Origin of the sequence: Micromonospora sp. DSM 45708 (assembly GCF_039566955.1) — a bacterium.
Classification (GTDB): domain Bacteria; phylum Actinomycetota; class Actinomycetes; order Mycobacteriales; family Micromonosporaceae; genus Micromonospora.
In genome coordinates, this window is record NZ_CP154796.1 from 6,186,054 (window position 1) to 6,203,034 (window position 16,981).

Annotated in this window: 14 protein-coding genes; 1 reads left to right on the plus strand and 13 read right to left on the minus strand. The window is 71.1% G+C overall.

The window, feature by feature from the left end:
* Window position 1 precedes the first annotated feature (1 nt).
* The 13 genes from nuoH to mqnC form a co-directional block, all read right to left on the minus strand.
* Entirely contained in the window at window positions 2-1,357 is a 1,356-nt protein-coding gene (gene nuoH / locus VKK44_RS26935) for an NADH-quinone oxidoreductase subunit NuoH (protein ID WP_343443980.1), read from the minus strand.
* The gene (locus tag VKK44_RS26940; RefSeq protein ID WP_343443981.1) at window positions 1,354-3,867 is read right to left on the minus strand and encodes an NADH-quinone oxidoreductase subunit G; all 2,514 of its coding nucleotides are present in this window, start codon (window positions 3,865-3,867) and stop codon (window positions 1,354-1,356) included. The genes nuoH and VKK44_RS26940 overlap by 4 nt, the downstream gene beginning before the upstream one ends.
* Window positions 3,867-5,183 carry an NADH-quinone oxidoreductase subunit NuoF gene (gene nuoF, locus VKK44_RS26945; RefSeq protein ID WP_343443982.1) on the minus strand — a complete coding sequence of 439 codons (1,317 nt, stop codon included), beginning with the start codon at window positions 5,181-5,183 and terminating at the stop codon, window positions 3,867-3,869. The genes VKK44_RS26940 and nuoF overlap by 1 nt, the downstream gene beginning before the upstream one ends.
* Window positions 5,180-6,358, minus strand: coding sequence for an NADH-quinone oxidoreductase subunit NuoE (gene nuoE / locus VKK44_RS26950; RefSeq protein ID WP_343443983.1), 1,179 nt, complete (start codon window positions 6,356-6,358; stop codon window positions 5,180-5,182). The genes nuoF and nuoE overlap by 4 nt, the downstream gene beginning before the upstream one ends.
* Window positions 6,355-7,680, minus strand: coding sequence for an NADH-quinone oxidoreductase subunit D (locus VKK44_RS26955; RefSeq protein WP_343443984.1), 1,326 nt, complete (start codon window positions 7,678-7,680; stop codon window positions 6,355-6,357). Before VKK44_RS26955 ends, nuoE begins: the two co-directional genes overlap by 4 nt.
* Window positions 7,677-8,414: an NADH-quinone oxidoreductase subunit C gene (locus tag VKK44_RS26960; protein WP_343443985.1), complete on the minus strand. Its 738-nt coding sequence runs from the start codon at window positions 8,412-8,414 to the stop codon at window positions 7,677-7,679. The genes VKK44_RS26955 and VKK44_RS26960 overlap by 4 nt, the downstream gene beginning before the upstream one ends.
* Window positions 8,411-9,088, minus strand: a complete 678-nt coding sequence (locus tag VKK44_RS26965; protein ID WP_343443986.1) for a NuoB/complex I 20 kDa subunit family protein — start codon at window positions 9,086-9,088, stop codon at window positions 8,411-8,413. Before VKK44_RS26965 ends, VKK44_RS26960 begins: the two co-directional genes overlap by 4 nt.
* 11 nt (window positions 9,089-9,099) lie before the next feature.
* Window positions 9,100-9,465 (minus strand): NADH-quinone oxidoreductase subunit A, encoded by a 366-nt coding sequence (locus tag VKK44_RS26970; RefSeq protein ID WP_089154551.1) that lies wholly within the window; start codon window positions 9,463-9,465, stop codon window positions 9,100-9,102.
* A gap of 132 nt (window positions 9,466-9,597) precedes the next feature.
* Window positions 9,598-10,872, minus strand: a complete 1,275-nt coding sequence (locus VKK44_RS26975; protein ID WP_343443987.1) for a geranylgeranyl reductase family protein — start codon at window positions 10,870-10,872, stop codon at window positions 9,598-9,600.
* Between the two features lie 134 nt (window positions 10,873-11,006).
* Window positions 11,007-11,225: a hypothetical protein gene (locus VKK44_RS26980; RefSeq protein ID WP_343443988.1), complete on the minus strand. Its 219-nt coding sequence runs from the start codon at window positions 11,223-11,225 to the stop codon at window positions 11,007-11,009.
* A 73-nt stretch (window positions 11,226-11,298) separates the two neighbouring features.
* The gene (locus tag VKK44_RS26985; RefSeq protein WP_343447912.1) at window positions 11,299-11,946 is read right to left on the minus strand and encodes a demethylmenaquinone methyltransferase; all 648 of its coding nucleotides are present in this window, start codon (window positions 11,944-11,946) and stop codon (window positions 11,299-11,301) included.
* 153 nt (window positions 11,947-12,099) lie between these two features.
* Window positions 12,100-13,359 carry a cell wall anchor protein gene (locus VKK44_RS26990; RefSeq protein ID WP_343443989.1) on the minus strand — a complete coding sequence of 420 codons (1,260 nt, stop codon included), beginning with the start codon at window positions 13,357-13,359 and terminating at the stop codon, window positions 12,100-12,102.
* Window positions 13,360-13,781: 422 nt separating this feature from the next.
* On the minus strand, window positions 13,782-14,972 hold the full coding sequence (gene mqnC / locus VKK44_RS26995; protein WP_343443990.1) for a cyclic dehypoxanthinyl futalosine synthase: 1,191 nt from the start codon (window positions 14,970-14,972) through the stop codon (window positions 13,782-13,784).
* A 162-nt stretch (window positions 14,973-15,134) separates the two neighbouring features.
* Here mqnC and VKK44_RS27000 point away from each other — a divergent pair, with 162 nt between their 5' ends.
* Window positions 15,135-16,895: an ATP-binding protein gene (locus tag VKK44_RS27000; RefSeq protein ID WP_343443991.1), complete on the plus strand. Its 1,761-nt coding sequence runs from the start codon at window positions 15,135-15,137 to the stop codon at window positions 16,893-16,895.
* Window positions 16,896-16,981: the final 86 nt, after the last annotated feature.

The following is a 16,981-nucleotide window of genomic DNA, read 5'->3' on the forward strand; positions in this document are numbered from 1 at the left end:
GTCACACCTCCCTGGACTCGGAGCCGGCGACGACGTTGGCCGGCTCCCGCTCGGCGACCACGCGCTTGGTACGCGGGCTCGGCGGAACCTGAAGATCCATCGGTGGCAGCGGGAAGCTGCCGTACGGCCGGCTGTCCACCTGCTCCTGGGGCGACGGCTTCGGCTGCTTCTTCCGGCTCGGCCAGAAGAGCGTGGCCAGCAGCAGCACGCCCGCGCCGATGGCGGTGACGAGCAGCCGGTCCCGGGTCTGCCAGTCCTCGATCGAGCGGAGCCCGGCGAGCACCAGGATCCAGACCAGGTTGATCGGCAGCAGCACCTTCCAGCCGAAGCGCATGAACTGGTCGTACCGGAGCCGCGGCAGCGTGCCGCGCAGCCAGACGAACACGAAGACCAGCAGGATCACCTTGCCGAAGAACCACAGCATCGGCCACCAACCCTCGTTGGCGCCCGACCACAGCGTGATCGGCCAGGGGGCCCGCCAGCCGCCGAGGAACAGCGTCGTGGTGACCGCGGACATGGTCACCATGGCGACGTACTCGGAGAGCATGAAGAGCGCGAACTTCAGCGAGCTGTACTCCGTCATGAAGCCCGCGACCAGCTCGGACTCCGCCTCCGGCAGGTCGAACGGCGCCCGGTTGGTCTCGCCGACCATGGCGATGAAGAAGATGATGAAGCTGGGCAGCAGCAGGATCGCGTACCAGCCGGGGGTGGGCAGCTCGAAGCCGCCGAGGCTCAGTCGCGTGCCGTCGCCCTGCGCGGCGACGATCCCGCTCGTCGACATCGTGCCGGCGGTCATGAAGACCGCCACGATGCTGAGCCCCATGGCGACCTCGTACGAGATCATCTGGGCGCTGGAGCGGAGACCGCCGAGCAGCGGGTACGTCGAGCCGGAGGCCCAGCCGCCGAGCACGATCCCGTAGACGCCCATCGAGGAGCAGGCCAGGATCACCAGCACCGCCACCGACACGTCGGTGACCTGGAGCGGCGTCCAGTGGCCGAAGATGCTCACCTTCGGGCCGAACGGGATCACCGACAGCGCGGTGACCGCGGAGATCACCGAGATGGTCGGCGCGAAGAAGAAGACCACCTTGTCGGCGGCGCGCGGGAGGATGTCCTCCTTGAACGCCATCTTCAGGCCGTCCGCGAGCGTCTGGAGCAGGCCGAACGGGCCGACCTGGTTCGGGCCGGGGCGCACCGCCATCCGGCCGACCACCCGCCGCTCGAACCAGACGCCGAGCAGCGTGGCCAGCAGACCGAACGCGAACGCGAAGACGATCTTCCCGAGGACCAGCCACCACGGGTCCTTGCCGAAGTCGGCCAGCGTCGGGTCCTGCGCCGCGAGGTAGACCGCGTTCACTGGTGTGCACCCCCTGCGTTGAGGAGCGGACCCGGCCGTGCGGCGGCGTCCGCGGCGACGCGTCCGGCCGGAACGGCCGGCCCGTCGTTGGAGCCCGCGGTCACCTTCACGACATGACCGGACGTCGCGCCGAGGCTGCGCCGCACGGTCGAGCCGGGTGAGTTGGTCGGCAGCCAGACGACGCCGTCCGGCATCTCGGTGATCGCCGCCGGCAGGGTGACCGCGCCGCGGTCGGTGCCGACCGTGACCGGGTCGCCGTCGGCCACGCCGAGCGCCTCGGCGGTGCCCTTGCCCAGCCGGACGACCGGCAGGCGGGCGGTGCCGGCGAGGTGCTCGTCGCCGTCGGTGAGGCTGCCCAGGTCGAGCAGTTGGTGCCAGGTCGCCAGCACGGCCTCGCCCGGACCGGGCTGCGGCACGGTGGCCGGCTCGACCGAGGGCGGGGACGGCCGCTCGGTGCGGGTCCGGGGCAGCGCGCCCAGCTCGCGGCGCACGCTCAGCACGTCGCCGGTGCCGAGCTGCACGTCGAGCTGCGCGGCGATCGCGTCCAGCACCCGGCCGTCGGTCATCGCGCCGGTGTCCAGCACCCGCTCGAAGGTCCGCAGCCGGCCCTCCCAGTCCAGGAAGCTGCCGGCCTTCTCGACCACCGGGGCGACCGGGAAGACCACGTCGGCACGTCGGGCCACCGCGCTCATCCGCAGTTCCAGGCTGACCAGGAACGGCACCGCGTCCAGGGCCGCCTCGGCCCGGCGCGGATCGGCCAGGTCGGCCGGGTCGACGCCGGCCACCACCAGCGCGCCGAGCTTGCCGTCGGCCGCCGCGGCGAGGATGCCGTCGGTGTCGCGGCCGGCCTGGCTGGGGATCACCCCGGCCGGCAGGTCCCACGTCTCGCCCAGCTCCGCGCGGGCGGCCGGCTCGGTGACCACCCGGCCGCCGGGCAGCAGGTTGGGCAGGCAGCCCGCGTCGACCGCGCCGCGGTCACCCGCGCGCCGCGGCACCCAGGCCAGCCGGGCACCGGTACGCCGGGCCACGTCCGCCGCCGCCGAGAGGCCGCCGGGCACCGCGCCCAGCCGCTCGCCGACGATCAGGATCGCGCCCGGCTGTCCCAGCGCCTCGGCCACCGTGGCGTGCTCGGCCAGCACGCTGGCCTCCTCGCCGGGCACCACCCGGGCCAGCTTGGCCCCGAGCTTCTCCAGGCCGCGGGTCGCGAACGGCGCGATCGCGTACACGGTGAGCGTCTTCTTCAGGTACGCCTTGCGCAGCCGCAGGAAGAGGATCGGGCACTCCTCCTCCGGCTCCAGGCCGACCAGCACCACCGCGGGCGCGTTCTCCACGTCCGCGTAGGTCACGTCGGTGACCCCGGCGACGCTGCTGGCCAGGAATTCGGCCTCCTCGCGGGAGACCGGGCGGGCCCGGAAGTCGATGTCGTTGGTGTGCAACGCCACCCGGGCGAACTTGGCGTACGCGTAGGCGTCCTCGACGGAGAGCCGGCCGCCGGTCAGCACCGCCGTGCCGGTCGCGCCGTCACGGGCCGCGCGCAGCCCCTCGGCGGCCCGGGTGAACGCCTCGCTCCAGGACGCCTCGCGCAGTTCACCGGTCTTCTCGTCGCGCACCAGCGGGGTGGTGAGCCGGTCGAACGCGCGGGCGTACTGGAAGCCCCAGCGGCCCTTGTCGCAGTTCCACTCCTCGTTCACCGCCGGGTCGTCACCGGCCAGCCGGCGCAGCACCTTGCCCCGCCGCCAGTCGGTGCGCTGGGCGCAGCCGGCCGAGCAGTGCTCGCAGACGCTGGGCGAGGAGACCAGGTCGAACGGGCGGGAGCGGAAGCGGTACTGCGAGCCGGTCAGCGCGCCCACCGGGCAGATCTGCACGGTGTTGCCGGAGAAGTAGGAGTTGAAGGGGACGTCCCCCTCGTCGCCCTCCTCGCCGTACGCGTCGTCCCGGTAGATGTTGATCTCCTCGTGCGAGGAGCGTCCCATCAGGTCGATGAACTTGTCGCCGGCGATCTCCTCGGAGAACCGGGTGCACCGCTGGCAGAGCACGCAGCGCTCGCGGTCGAGCAGCACCTGGGTGCTGATCGGCAGCGGCTTCGGGTACTCCCGCTTGTGCTCGTGGAAGCGCGAGTCCGTCCGGCCGGTGGACATCGCCTGGTTCTGGAGCGGGCACTCGCCGCCCTTGTCGCACATCGGGCAGTCCAGCGGGTGGTTCAGGAGCAGCAGCTCCATCACCCCCTCCTGGGCCTTCTTCGCGACCGGCGAGGTGAGCTGGGTCCGCACCACCATGCCGTCGGCGACGGTCTGGGTGCAGGAGGCGACCGGCTTGCGCTGGCCCTCCACCTCCACCAGGCACTGCCGGCAGGCGCCGGCCGGGGCCAGCAGCGGGTGGTCGCAGAAGCGCGGGATCTCGGTGCCCAACTGCTCGGCGACCCGGATCAGCAGCGCTCCCTTGGGCGCGGTGACCTCGACGCCGTCGATGGTCAGCGTGACGGTCTCGGTCTGCTTGGCTACGTCCGTCATTAGTGGGCTCCCACCAGCTGCTTGTCCGACAGCTTCGGTGCGGTACGTCCCTCGATGTAGTCGAGGTAGTCCTGCTTGAAGTACTTCAGCGAGGAGGTCACCGAGCTGGTCGCACCGTCGCCCAGGCCGCAGAACGAGCGGCCGAGGATGTTGTCACAGGTGTCGAGCAGGGTGTCCAGGTCCTCGTGGGTGCCCTGGCCGGCCAGGATGCGCCGGTAGACCCGGACCATCCAGTAGTTGCCCTCCCGGCACGGGGTGCACTTGCCGCACGACTCGTGGTGGTAGAACTCCAGCCACCGGTAGGTCGCGTACACCGGGCAGTCCTGGTCCGAGAAGATCTGGGTGGCCGTGGTGCCCAGGATCGAGCCGGCCGCCGCCACCCCCTCGAAGTCCAGCGGCACGTCCAGGTGCTCGGCGGTGAGCAGCGGCGTCGACGAGCCGCCCGGGGTCCAGAACTTCAGCTCGTGCCCGGGCTTCATGCCGCCGGCCAGCTCGATCAGCTCGCGCAGCGTGATGCCCATCGAGGCCTCGTACTGCCCGGGGTTGGCGATCCGGCCGGAGAGCGAGTAGATCATCGGGCCGGACGACTTCTCCGTGCCCATGGTCTTCCACCAGTCCGCGCCGCCCAGCACGATGTACGGCACGCTCGCGATGGTGCCGACGTTGTTGACCACGGTCGGGCTGGCGTACAGGCCGTGGGTCGCCGGGAACGGCGGGCGCAGCCGGGGCTGGCCCCGGAAGCCCTCCAGCGAGTCCAGCAGCGCGGTCTCCTCACCGCAGATGTACGCCCCGGCGCCGGAGTGCACCACCAGGTCCAGGTCGAAGCCCGAGCCGAGGATGTTCCGGCCGAGGTAGCCCTTGGCGTACGCCTCGGCGACCGCGCTGCGCAGCCGGCGGGCGGCGTGCACGGCCTCGCCGCGGATGTAGATGTAGGCCCGGTTGGCCCGGATCGCGTACGAGGCGATGATGACGCCCTCGACCAGCGAGTGCGGGTCGTGGGTCATCAGCGGCAGGTCCTTGCAGGTGCCCGGCTCGCCCTCGTCGGCGTTCACCACCAGGTAGTGCGGCTTCCCGTCGCCCTGCGGGATGAAGCCCCACTTGAGCCCGGTCGGGAAGCCCGCGCCGCCCCGGCCGCGCAGCCCGGAGTCCTTGATCAGTTGGATCAGGTCGTCCGGGTGCGCCTTGATCGCCTTGCGCAGGGCGGCGTAGCCGTCCAGCTTCTCGTAGGTGCCGAGCCGCCAGGCGTCCGGCGACAGCCAGCGCTTGGTGAGCACCGGCGTGAGCTTGGCCAGCGTCTCCGGCCGAGGAGTGGTCACTTCCGGACCCCCGTTCCGCTCGCGTCCGCCGGGTCGGCGCCGTCGGCGCCCGTGCCGGCTTCGGCGTCCTTGAGGTTGCGCTCCTGGGCGCCGGCCGCGTCGCCGGCGGGCTTGCCGTCACCGGCCGGCGGGTTCGCCGCCGCGCCGGCCGCCTCCGCCGCCCGCGCGTCGCGGGGCGCCGGAGCCGGGCCGTCCGTCGGGACCTTGGTGCCGGGCGCGTCCGCGACCGGGGTCCGCGCGTCCGGCTGCCGGGTCTCGGCGGTACGCACCTGCGGCGACTTGACGTCCGGCGCCTTCACGTCCGGCGCGGTGCTGCCGCTGGCCGCCTCCGGCGTGGCCGGCTCGGCCGCGCCCGCGTTGCCCGCGGTGTCGGCCTTCGCCGTGGTGGTGTCGGCCTTCGCCGGCTCGGCGGCCCTGGCCGGCTCCGGCGCGGGGGCCGGCTTCCCGGACTCGGCCTTCGCCTTCGCCTCGGCGGCGGCCCGGTCGGCCTCGGCCTTGCTGCGGATCGGCGTCCTCGGGTCGAAGCCGGCCACCGAGATGCCGTGCTGCTCGGCCAGGCGCAGGCCGCGCAGGCTCGGCTCACCCGGCCCGCCGTCGGCCACCGCGCCGTCCCGCTCGTCGGCGAAGCCGGCGAGCTGCACCGCCATCTCCTTCAGCGTGCAGAGCCGGGCGCCCCGGGTCGGCATGGGTCGGCCGCCGGCCTGCAACTCCTGCACCACGCCGAGCGCGCCCTGCGGCTCGACGTTGTCGAAGAAGTCGTAGTTGACGGTCATCACCGGGCCGTAGTCACACGCGGCCAGGCACTCGGCGTGCTCCAGGGTGATCTTCCCGTCGGCGGTGGTCTCCTCGTGCCCGACGCCCAGGTGCTCGGCGAGCGCGTCGTAGACCGCCTGGCCGCCGAGCACGTCGCACATCGTGTTGGTGCAGACGCTGACCAGGTAGTCGCCGGTCGGCTTGCGCTTGTACATGGTGTAGAAGGTGGCGACGGCGCCGACCTGGGCCTTGTTCAGCCCCAGCACCTCGGCGCAGAACTCGACGCCGGCCGGGGAGACGTACCCCTCCTCGGACTGCACCAGGTGCAGCAGCGGCAGCAGCGCCGAACGGGACCGGTCCGCCGGGTAGCGGGCGATGATCTCCCGCGCCCGCAGCCGCGTCTCCTCAGTGAACACGTTCATCGGTCACAACCACCCATCACGGGGTCCAGCGAGGCGCCGCCGGCGATCACGTCGGCGATCAGGCCGCCCTCGGCCATCGCCGGGAGGGCCTGGAGGTTGACGAAGCTCGGCTCCCGGTAGTGCACCCGGTAGGGCCGGGTGCCGCCGTCGGAGACCGCGTGCACGCCCAGCTCGCCGCGGGGCGACTCGATGCCGACGTACACCTGGCCGGGCGGGACCCGGAAGCCCTCGGTGACGAGCTTGAAGTGGTGGATCAGCGACTCCATCGACTGACCCATGATCTTGGCGACGTGCTCCAGCGAGTTGCCCATGCCGTCGACGCCGATGGCGAGCTGCGCCGGCCAGGCGATCTTCTTGTCGGCGACCATCACCGGGCCCGGCTTCAACCGGTCCAGCGCCTGCTCGACGAGCTTCAGCGACTCACGGATCTCCGCCAGCCGGACCAGGTAGCGGCCCCACACGTCACCGTCGGTGTGGGTCGGCACGTCGAACTCGTACGTCTCGTACCCGCAGTACGGCATGGTCTTGCGCAGGTCCCAGGCGAGCCCCGCCGAGCGGAGCACCGGGCCGGTGATGCCGAGCGCCATGCACGCGGTCACGTCGAGCACCGCCACGTTCGTGGTGCGCTCGATCCAGATCGGCTGCCCGGAGAGCAGGTTCTCGTACTCCTTGAGCTTCTTCGGCATCAGCACCAGGAAGTCGCGGATCTTGCGGATCGCGTCGTCCGGCACGTCCTGCGCCACGCCGCCCGGCCGCACGTACGCGTGGTTCATCCGCAGGCCGGTGATGGTTTCGAAGATGTCGAGGATGTACTCCCGCTCGCGGAAGCCGTACAACATCATGTTGATCGCGCCCAGCTCCATGCCGGTGGTGGCCAGCCAGACCAGGTGCGAGGAGATCCGGTTCAGCTCCATCATCAGCACCCGGATGGTGGTGGCCCGCTCGGTGACGTCGTCGGTGACGCCGAGCAGCTTCTCCACCGCGAGCGCGTACGCCGTCTCGTTGAAGATCGGCGAGAGGTAGTCCATCCGGGTCACGAACGTCGAGCCCTGGACCCAGTTGCGGTACTCCAGGTTCTTCTCGATGCCGGTGTGCAGGTAGCCGACGACGGAGCGGGCCTCGCGGACCGTCTCGCCCTCCAGCTCCAGGATCAGCCGGAGCACGCCGTGCGTGGACGGGTGCTGGGGACCCATGTTGACGACGATCCGCTCGTCGTTGATCGGGTCGGTGCCGGAGACGACCTGGTCCCAGTCCCCGCCGGTGACGGTGAAGACCTTGCCCTCGGTGGTCTCGCGCTCGGTCGCGTAGTTCGACGTCGTCACTGGTACGACCTCCGTCGGTCCGGCGGCGGGATCTCCGCGCCCTTGTACTCGACGGGTACGCCGCCGAGCGGGTAGTCCTTGCGCTGCGGGTGCCCCTCCCAGTCGTCCGGCATGAGGATCCGGGTCAGGTTGGGGTGGCCGTCGAAGACGATGCCGAACATGTCGTACGCCTCCCGCTCCTGCCAGTCGGCGGTCGGGTAGACGGCGGTCACGCTCGGCAGGTGCGGGTCCTCGGCGGAGACCGCGGCCTCCAGCCGGACCTGCCGCCGGTAGGTCATCGAGGTGAGCTGGTAGACCACGTGCAGCCGGCGCACGTCGGCGCCCAGGTAGTCCACGCCGGACACCGAGGAGAGCAGCTCGAAGCGCAGCGACAGGTCGTCGCGCATCACCTGGCAGACCTCGGCGATCCGCTCCGGGCGGACGTGCAGGGTCAGCTCGCCCCGGTCGACCACGACCTTCTCGATCGCGTCGCCGAAGCCCGGGTACGCCTCCTCCAGCGCGTCCCGCACCTCGTCGAAGTAGCTCCCGTACGGCCGGGTGGCCTCCTCGATCGGCTTGCGCGGGCGGACCAGGCCGCCGTAGCCGGAGACGTCACCGGTGCCCTGGTTGCCGAACATGCCCCGACCGGCCGGGCTGGCCGGCGGGTACTCGGCCGGCGCGGTGGAGCTGGCTCCGGCGGGAGTGGTCGGCACCGGGACCCCGCCGTCGTTGTTCCTGTCCTGCGGCGACGTCACTTGGGTCCCCCCTGCGTCTGGAGGTGGTTCTGCGCCTTCATCCAGTTCTCGATCCGCAACTGCTCCTCGCGTCCCTCGCGGACCGCCTTCGTCCACTCGGCGCGCCGGGCCTTGTCGTTGCGGTACGACGACGGCATCGAGCCGTAGGGCACGACGGGCACGTCACCGCGCTCCTTGCGGGCCTCGTGCATCTTGCGGCCGTTCGGGCCCAGCGGCTCGTACATGATCTTCTCGCGCAGCTTGAGCACCGCGTCGATGAGCATCTCCGGCCGGGGCGGGCAGCCGGGAAGGTACATGTCGACCGGGACGACGTGGTCGACGCCCTGCACGATGGCGTAGTTGTTGAACATGCCGCCGCTGCTGGCACAGACGCCCATCGAGATGACCCAGCGGGGCTCGGCCATCTGGTCGTAGATCTGCCGCAGCACCGGGGCCATCTTCTGGCTGACCCGGCCGGCCACGATCATCAGGTCCGCCTGCCGGGGCGAGGCGCGGAAGACCTCCATGCCCCACCGGCCCATGTCGTAGTGCGGGCCACCGGCGGCCATCATCTCGATGGCGCAGCAGGCCAGCCCGAAGGTGGCGCCCCAGACGGACGACTTCCGCGACCAGTTGACCAGCTTCTCGACGCTGGTGAGCAGGACGCCGGAGGGAAGCTTCTCCTCGATGCCCATCTGCTACCTCCTCAGTCCCAGTCCAGGCCGCCGCGCCGCCAGACGTAGGCGTAGGCGACGAAGACCGCGACGATGAACATGACCATCTCCACGAAGCCGAAGATCGGCAGGGCGTCGAAGGAGACCGCCCAGGGGTAGAGGAAGATGATCTCGATGTCGAAGACGATGAAGAGCATCGCCGTCAGGTAGAACTTGATCGGGAACCGGCCGCCGCCGACCGGCTGCGGGCTCGGCTCGATGCCACACTCGTACGCCTCGAGCTTGGCCTTGTTCAGACGCCGGGGGCCGGCGAATCGGGCAGCGGCCACGGAGAACAGCGCGAACCCCGCGGCGAGGGCGAACAGCCCGATGATGGGTGCATAAGGAGAGAGCGTCATCGTTGTCCCCTGCTCGTCCTTCCCTGACCTCGGTGGTCGGCCAAAATCACACTATTCACGTCCCTGACGACCTCGGTCGGCGGGGGTCGATCTCTCCGGTCCGTGGTCGGTCGACCGCGCACCGGTGGTCTCCTACACGGCCGGCGCCACCCTGGTCATCGCGTTGATGACCCGGTCCATCGCGTCCCCGCCGCGCGGGTCGGTCAGGTTCGCCAGCAGCTTGAGCACGAAGCGCATCAACATCGGGTGCGGCATGCCGTGCTTCGTGGCCATCCGCATCACCTCGGGGCGGCCGATCAGCTTCACGAAGACGCCGCCGAGCCGGTAGTAGCCACCGAAGCGGGCCTTCAGCTCCTGCGGGTACGCCATCAGCGCCCGCTCCCGCTCCGCGCCGGCCGGGCGGGCCAGCGCCTGCACCGCGACCTCGGCGGCCAGCTCGCCGGACTCCATCGCGTACGCGATGCCCTCGCCGTTGAACGGGTTGACCATGCCGCCGGAGTCGCCGACCAGCAGCACTCCGCGGCTGTAGTGCGGGACCCGGTTGAAGCCCATCGGCAGCGCGGCGCCGAGGATCGGCCCTTCCGCGTTGGCCTCGTCGGTCATCCCCCAGTCCTCCGGGGTGTTGGCCAACCAGTCGGTGAGCAGCCGGCGGTAGTTCGTCTTGCCGAACGCCGAGGACGAGTTGAGCACGCCGAGGCCGACGTTCACCCGGCCGTCGCCGAGGCCGAAGATCCAGCCGTAGCCGGGCAGCAACGCGTCGTTGCCCTTGGCGCGCAGCTCCAGCCAGGACTCCAGGTAGTCGTCGTCGTGCTTCGCGGGCGAGCGGTAGTAGCGGCGGACCGCCACGCCGATCGGCCGGTCCTCGCGCTTGGCCAGCCCGAGCGCGAGCGGGAACCGGCCGGAGACGCCGTCGGCGGCGACCACCAGCGGCGCGTGGAAGGTGGCCGGTTCCTTGTCCGGGCCCACCTCGGCCTGCACCCCGACCACGCGGTCATCCGCGTCGAGCACCGGGGTCAGCACGTTGACGCCGGTGCGCAGCTCCGCACCGGCGGTGACGGCACGCCGGGCGAGCAGGTCGTCGAAGTCGAGCCGGGTCCGGACCAGGCCGTAGTTGGGGAAGCTGGCCAGGTCGGGCCAGTCCAGCTCCAGGCGCACCCCGCCGCCGATCACCCGCAGGCCCCTGTTGTGCAGCCAGCCGGCCTCGGGCGAGGTGTCCACGCCCATCCGGATGAGCTGCCGCACGGCACGGGGCGTGAGCCCGTCGCCGCAGACCTTCTCCCGGGGGAACTCCGTCTTCTCCAGCAGCAGCACGCGTACGCCGTGCCGCGCCAGGTGGTATGCCGTGGCCGATCCTCCGGGACCGGCGCCCACGACGATGACGTCGGCGTCGTTCTCCACCGCGGTCATCCGCGCCTCCTCCCGCATGCTCGTGAAATGCTTCACAAGCCGATCGGGTTGGAGTCTATGACCGGCGTTACACCTGTATGCGCTGAGGGGGTCCTAACTTCCCGGAAACCCGCCGGTGAGGGCGCGGAGATCGGTCACCAGCGGGCCGGGGCGGCCGGTCCCAGCCCGGCGTCGAGCCGGATGGTTTCGGGCAGATGGTCGCGCAGCGCGCCGCCGGCCGCTCGGTCCAGCGCGGCCAGCACCTCGGCGACCACCTGGCGGACCTCGGCGGGATCCGCACCGGCCAGCGCCCTGAGCTGCGCGATCAGCTCCGCGGCGTCGTCGTCGGTGGCGGCGTGGTCGGGTCCCGTCATGGGCGCGAGCCTACGGCGCGAATCACGCTCAAGCCGGACATTCACGAAATGCCCGGCCGATGCGCCGGGACGATCAGTTCCGGACGGCCCGGTGCAGCGCGACGACACCGCCGGTCAGGTTGCGCCACGCCACCCGCCCCCAGCCGGCCGCGCCGACGCGCGCGGCCAGCGCCGGCTGGTCCGGCCAGGCCCGGATCGACTCGGCGAGGTAGACGTAGGCGTCGGGGTTGCTGGAGACCGCGCGCGCCACCGCCGGCAACGACCGCATCAGGTACGACAGGTAGACCGTGCGGAACGCCGGGTTGACCGGGGTGCTGAACTCGCAGACCACCAGCCGCCCGCCCGGCCTGGTGACCCGGGCCAGCTCGCGCAGCGCGGCGTCGGTGTCGTTCACGTTGCGCAGCGCGAAGGAGATGGTCACCGCGTCGAAGCTGGCGTCCGCGAACGGCAGCCGGAGCGCGTCGCCGGCCAGCAGCGGCACCGACGGGCGGGTGCGCTTGCCGGCGTGCAGCATGCCCAGCGACAGGTCGGCGCCGACCGCGTACGCCCCGGAGTGGGCCAGCTCCTCGGTGGAGACGCCGGTGCCGGCGCCCACGTCCAGCACCCGCTCGCCGGGCCGCAGGCCGAGCGCCGCCCGGGTGGCCCGCCGCCAGGACCGGTCCTGCCCGAAGGAGAGCACGGTGTTGGTCAGGTCGTAGCGGGCCGCCACGCCGTCGAACATGGCGGCGACCTCGTGCGGCTGCTTCTCCAGGCTGGCGCGCTGGCCCTGCGGGGTACGGCTCACCCCTCCACTCTGCCAGCCGCGCCGGCCCGGGTACGGCGCGGGGGCGAGGTGGTCGCCCACCCCGCCCCCGCCGTGTCCGGAGCGTCCGGCTCAGTCCCCGGTGCGCTCCTCGGTCGGGGCGACCAGGACCACCTTGCGGCGGCGGGACAGCATCATCAGCGCCGCGCCGGCGGCGAGCACGAGCGCGCCGATGCCGCCGATCAGGCCGACCTGCATACCGGTCACCGGCAGGCCACCGTCACCGGCGCCACCGCCGCTGCCGCCACCCGTGGTCGGGGTCGGGACCGCGGTCGCGCCGCCGCTTGGGGTCGGCTCGGCGGTCGGGGTGCCGGTCGGCGTCGGGGTCGGGGTCGGCGTCGGCTGCCCGTTCGGGTCGACGAAGACGTCGAACTGGGCGGTGTTGTCGACGTCGTCGACCTCGGAGAACGCGCGGCGCTGCGCCGAGCTGGCGACGCGCGGCTCCTCCTCGGGCTCGCCGGATGCGGAGTCCAGGCCGGCGGCGAAGACGAAGCCGGGCCGGAGCAGCTTCTCCGTCACGTCCGCGCCGACGGTCACCCGCACGCCCGCGGTGTAGAACTGGCCGGGCTTCAGCACCGCGCCCCGGTCCTCGCAGTACGCCTGCGCGAAGCCGCCCAGGTCCTGCTCGACGCAGCCCTCGGGCAGCTCGGCGAAGGTGACGCCGGCCGGCAGCGTGATGCCGTACGCGACGCCGGTGGCCTTCCGGCTGCCGTCGTTGAAGACGGCCCAGTCCAGCGGCGCGGTCTCGCCCGGCCGGACCGGACGCAGGTTCGCCTCGCCGGCATCGTCGCCGTCGACCTGCACGTCGGCGTACACGTCCTGCACCCAGGTGGTGAGGTCGTAGCCGGGGGCGGTCACGGTGATGTCGTGCTCGACCGAGTTGTTCTCCAGGTCGGGGTCGGCGGTGGCCGCGCTGATGGAGACCGTGAGCGTGCCGGCCGCGCCCTTGCCGCCGGTGGAGAACAGCGGGATGCCGAAGTCCTCGGTGGTGCCCGCGGCGAGGTCGCCGAGCAGGCAGGTGAAGGAGGTGCCGGTCACCTCGCAGCCCTCCGGGACCAGCACGCCGACCTTGCGGTCCTTCAGGCTCTTCGTCTCCACCGTGACCCGGACGCCCTTCGCGTCGACGGCGCCGGTGGTGTTGTCCACCTGGAACTTGAACGGCTTGGCCCGGGCCTCGTCGACACCCTTGGCGAGCTGGTAGCTCAGCGGGACGAGCTGAAGGTCGGCCTCGTCGGCGGCGTACGCCGGGCCGGCGACGGCGGCGAGGCCGGCGGTGGAGAACAGGGCGACCACACCGGCACGCGCCAGTGTGGATCGGAAGCGGAAGGTCATGGTTCCCCCGGGGGTAGGGACGTGCCGATCAGGCACGGAACGAACGGACGGTACCGGAGCGACGCGGCGCCGCGCCAGCGTCCCACGGGCGGAATTCCCACCGTCCTCGACCGACAGCAGGGGCGGGATGGTCACCCATCCCGCCCCTGCCGCGGTGCGTTATGTGAACGACCCTCATGGGCCGATGGAGGACGACGGTCCGACGAACGCCGCCAGCGTAGTCGCGGCGGCGACCGGCGTGGCCACGCTCGCCCGGGTCGCCGCCGACCTGTTACCTGGCAGCTCGCGGCCCGGATGGGCGGTGTCGAGCGGGACGTTAGCGGCTCCCGGTCAGGCCCGTCGAGGGCCACGCCGAAGCTCCACCGGAAACGGGTACGACACCCGGCCGCACGACGCCCCCGGCCGACCGAACGGTGGACCGGTCAGTTCGCCTCGACCAGCGGCAGCGACTTCCCGACGCCGCCGCCCGGCAGCGCGATCGAGGAGAAGTGCGAGACCACGCGGTCGTCGCTCGGGTCGTCCGCCGGCGTACGGTGCACCGCGAGCCGGCGGTAGAGCGTGTCCCGCTGGGCCGGGACCCGGTCCGCCGACCGGATCATGCCGATCAGCTCGTGCAGGTTGGACCGGTGCCGGGCGCCGGCCGAGGAGATGACGTTCTCCTCCAGCATGATCGAGCCCAGGTCGTCCACGCCCATGTGCAGCGCGAGCTGCCCGACGTCCTTGCCCGTGGTCAGCCAGGACGCCTGGAGGTGCGGCACCGTCTCGAAGAAGAGCCGGGCCACCGCGACCAGACGCAGGTACTCCAGCGAGGTGGCCTGGGTGCGGCCCTTCAGGTGGTTGTTCTCCGGCTGGTACGTCCACGGGATGAAGGCCCGGAAGCCGCCGGTGCGGTCCTGCACGTCCCGGATCATCCGCAGGTGCTCGATGCGCTCCGCGTTGGTCTCGCCGGTGCCCATCATCATGGTCGCCGTCGACTCCAGGCCCTGCCGGTGCGCCAGCTCCATCACCTCGAGCCAACGCGCGCCCGACTCCTTCAGCGGCGCGATCGCCTTGCGCGGCCGGTCCGGCAGCATCTCGGCGCCGGCGCCGGCGATCGAGTCCAGGCCGGCCGCCTTGATCCGGGCGATGGCCTCGTCGAGGCTCACGCCGGAGACCTTCGCCATGTGCAGGATCTCGCTCGGGCCGATCGAGTGGATGGCGAGCTGCGGGTAGGCCCGCTTGACCGAGGAGAACAGCTCCTCGTAGTAGTCCACGCCGTAGTCCGGGTGGTGCCCGCCCTGGAGCATGACCTGGGTGGCGCCCAGCTCGACCGCCTCGCCGCAACGGCGCAGGATCTCCTCGGTCGGGTGGGTCCAGCCTTCGGCGTGCTTGGGGGCCCGGTAGAACGCGCAGAACTTGCACGCCGTCACGCAGACGTTCGTGTAGTTGATGTTTCGGTCGATCAGGTACGTGACGATGTTGTCCGGGTACCGGCGCCGTCGTACCGCGTCGGCCGCCTCGCCCAGCGCGTGGAAGGGCGCCTCGGTGTAGAGCAGCAGCGCCTCCTCGGGCGTGATCCGCCCGCCGTCCGCGCCGCGCTGCAGGATGTCGTCGATCTCCCGGCTCACCGTCACGTCACCGAGCCTACGTCGGGCCGGAACCGACCCGTCAGCCCCATGCGGGACCAGTCGGTTCTGGTACACGACTCCCTCAAGTCGTGTACCAGAAAGGCGCTCCGTGCACCAGAAAGCGATAGGGTGTACCTGAAAGCAAGCGACCACTCCGGATGGGGGACGATGAACTCGTCCGAGCTGAGAGATCTCCTGGTCGAGCTGCGCCACCTGGGCAACGACCACGCTTCGTGCGAGGTCAAGCGGGCGCGGGGCGGACTACCGGCCAGCGTGTGGGAGACGGTCAGCGCCTTCGCCAACGCCAGCGGCGGCTTCCTGATCCTGGGGATCGACGAGCGGAACGGGTTCGAGGTCACCGGCATCCGCGAACCCGGCCTGATGGAAGCAGCCCTCGGCGCCATCTGCGCTGAGATGGAACCACCGGTTCGCGCCCAGATCACTACGGTCGAACTTGACGGCGAAATGGTAGTGATCTGCGAGATACCGCAACTCGCCCGCGACCAGCGACCGTGTTACAAACGCAACCTCGGCCCGTGGGCCGGCTCTCGCATCCGAGTCAGTGACGGCGACCGCCGACTGACGGACTACGAGGTGGCGGTCCTCCTGGCCAATCGCTCCGACCAGAGGCACGACATCGCGCCGGTGCCGAGCGCCTCACTGGCGGACCTTGACGAAGACCTCATCCAGGCTTTTCTCCGGCGTATCCGGCAGACGAAGGGCGAGATCTTCCGCCGGGTGTCCGACGAGCGGGCCCTGACCATGCTCAATGTGCTGACCCACCATGAGGCATCACTGGTGCCGACCCTGGCCGGCTTGCTCGTCTTCGGCATCTACCCGCAGACGTTCGAGCCCCAACTCGGGATCACATTCGTCGCCTACCCGGCCAACTCGGCTGGCGCCCTGGGGCCGATGGGTGAGCGGTTCACCGAGAACCAGGCGATCGACGGCTCCATCCCGGTACTGGTGGCGGAATGCGTCCGCATCCTCAAGCGGAACATGAAGCGACGCAGCGTCATCACCGGCATCTACCGGGTCGAGGAGTGGGAGTACCCCGAGGAGGTCCTCCGCGAAGCCTTGGTCAACGCCTTGGTTCACCGCGACTACAGCGAGTTCGCGAGAGGCATGCAGGTCCAAGTCGAGATGTATCCCGACCGCCTGCTGATCAGGAACCCTGGCGGTCTGTTCGGTCCGGTCGAGGTCGGCTCGCTGGGAACCGTCACTGTCACTTCGTCCCGAAACCGGGCGCTACTGAAGATCTTGGAGGACACTCCCTTCGGAGACGGCCACATGGTCTGCGAGAACCGCGGCACTGGTATCGCCCGAATTCGGATGGCGCTGGCCGAGGCAGGTATGGAACAGCCACGGTTCAACGACGACATCTCACTCTTCTCGGTTGAGTTCCCCAATCACACGCTCCTCGACGAGGAAGCGATCAGCTGGTTGGGATCGCTGGGCAGGGGGCCGCTGAGCCGGTCGCAAATGGCAGCCCTGGTGGTGATGCGCAACGGAACGACGATGACCAACAGCGGCTATCGCGCCACGACCGGAGTCCCGGACAGCAGGGTCGCGAGTCGAGAACTGAGGGATCTCGTGGACCGCGGGCTCGTCACCCTGCACGGGTCGGGCGGCGGCGCAATCTACCAAATTGCAGTTGGCAGCGTACCGAATCTGTTTGAGATCTCCGAGATTCCGCCACCGCCGACCGCACCGAGTCCAGCAGCCTCCGAAAAGGCGTCGTCCAACGAGACGGCGATCTTGTCGGCGCTCGGCGGTGCGCGCCTCACACGTGCGGAGTTGCAGGCGGCCACCGGGTTGAAACCACACCAGGTGTCGCACGCGCTTCGGTTGCTTCGGGCGCACGGTCTGGTCCGGATGATCGGCCAGGCCAGGCTGCGCACCACTCGCTACGAGCGCGTACCTGACTGACGCCGAACGGTCGGGAACGGCACGTCAGCCCGCGTCAGCCGCCGAGCCGGGCGTCGCGGTCCACGGGCCGACCAGACGTCCGCTTC

Bases quoted from the DNA above. Each gene is read 5' to 3' on its own strand.
- VKK44_RS26975 (WP_343443987.1), bottom strand. From the start codon at position 10,872: ATGACCGCGGTGGAGAACGACGCCGACGTCATCGTCGTGGGCGCCGGT.
- VKK44_RS26970 (WP_089154551.1), bottom strand. From the start codon at position 9,465: ATGACGCTCTCTCCTTATGCACCCATCATCGGGCTGTTCGCCCTCGCC.
- VKK44_RS26985 (WP_343447912.1), bottom strand. From the start codon at position 11,946: ATGTTCGACGGCGTGGCGGCCCGCTACGACCTGACCAACACCGTGCTC.
- VKK44_RS26965 (WP_343443986.1), bottom strand. From the start codon at position 9,088: ATGGGCATCGAGGAGAAGCTTCCCTCCGGCGTCCTGCTCACCAGCGTC.
- nuoE (WP_343443983.1), bottom strand. From the start codon at position 6,358: ATGAACGTGTTCACTGAGGAGACGCGGCTGCGGGCGCGGGAGATCATC.
- VKK44_RS26940 (WP_343443981.1), bottom strand. From the start codon at position 3,867: ATGACGGACGTAGCCAAGCAGACCGAGACCGTCACGCTGACCATCGAC.
- VKK44_RS27000 (WP_343443991.1), top strand. From the start codon at position 15,135: ATGAACTCGTCCGAGCTGAGAGATCTCCTGGTCGAGCTGCGCCACCTG.
- VKK44_RS26990 (WP_343443989.1), bottom strand. From the start codon at position 13,359: ATGACCTTCCGCTTCCGATCCACACTGGCGCGTGCCGGTGTGGTCGCC.
- VKK44_RS26980 (WP_343443988.1), bottom strand. From the start codon at position 11,225: ATGACGGGACCCGACCACGCCGCCACCGACGACGACGCCGCGGAGCTG.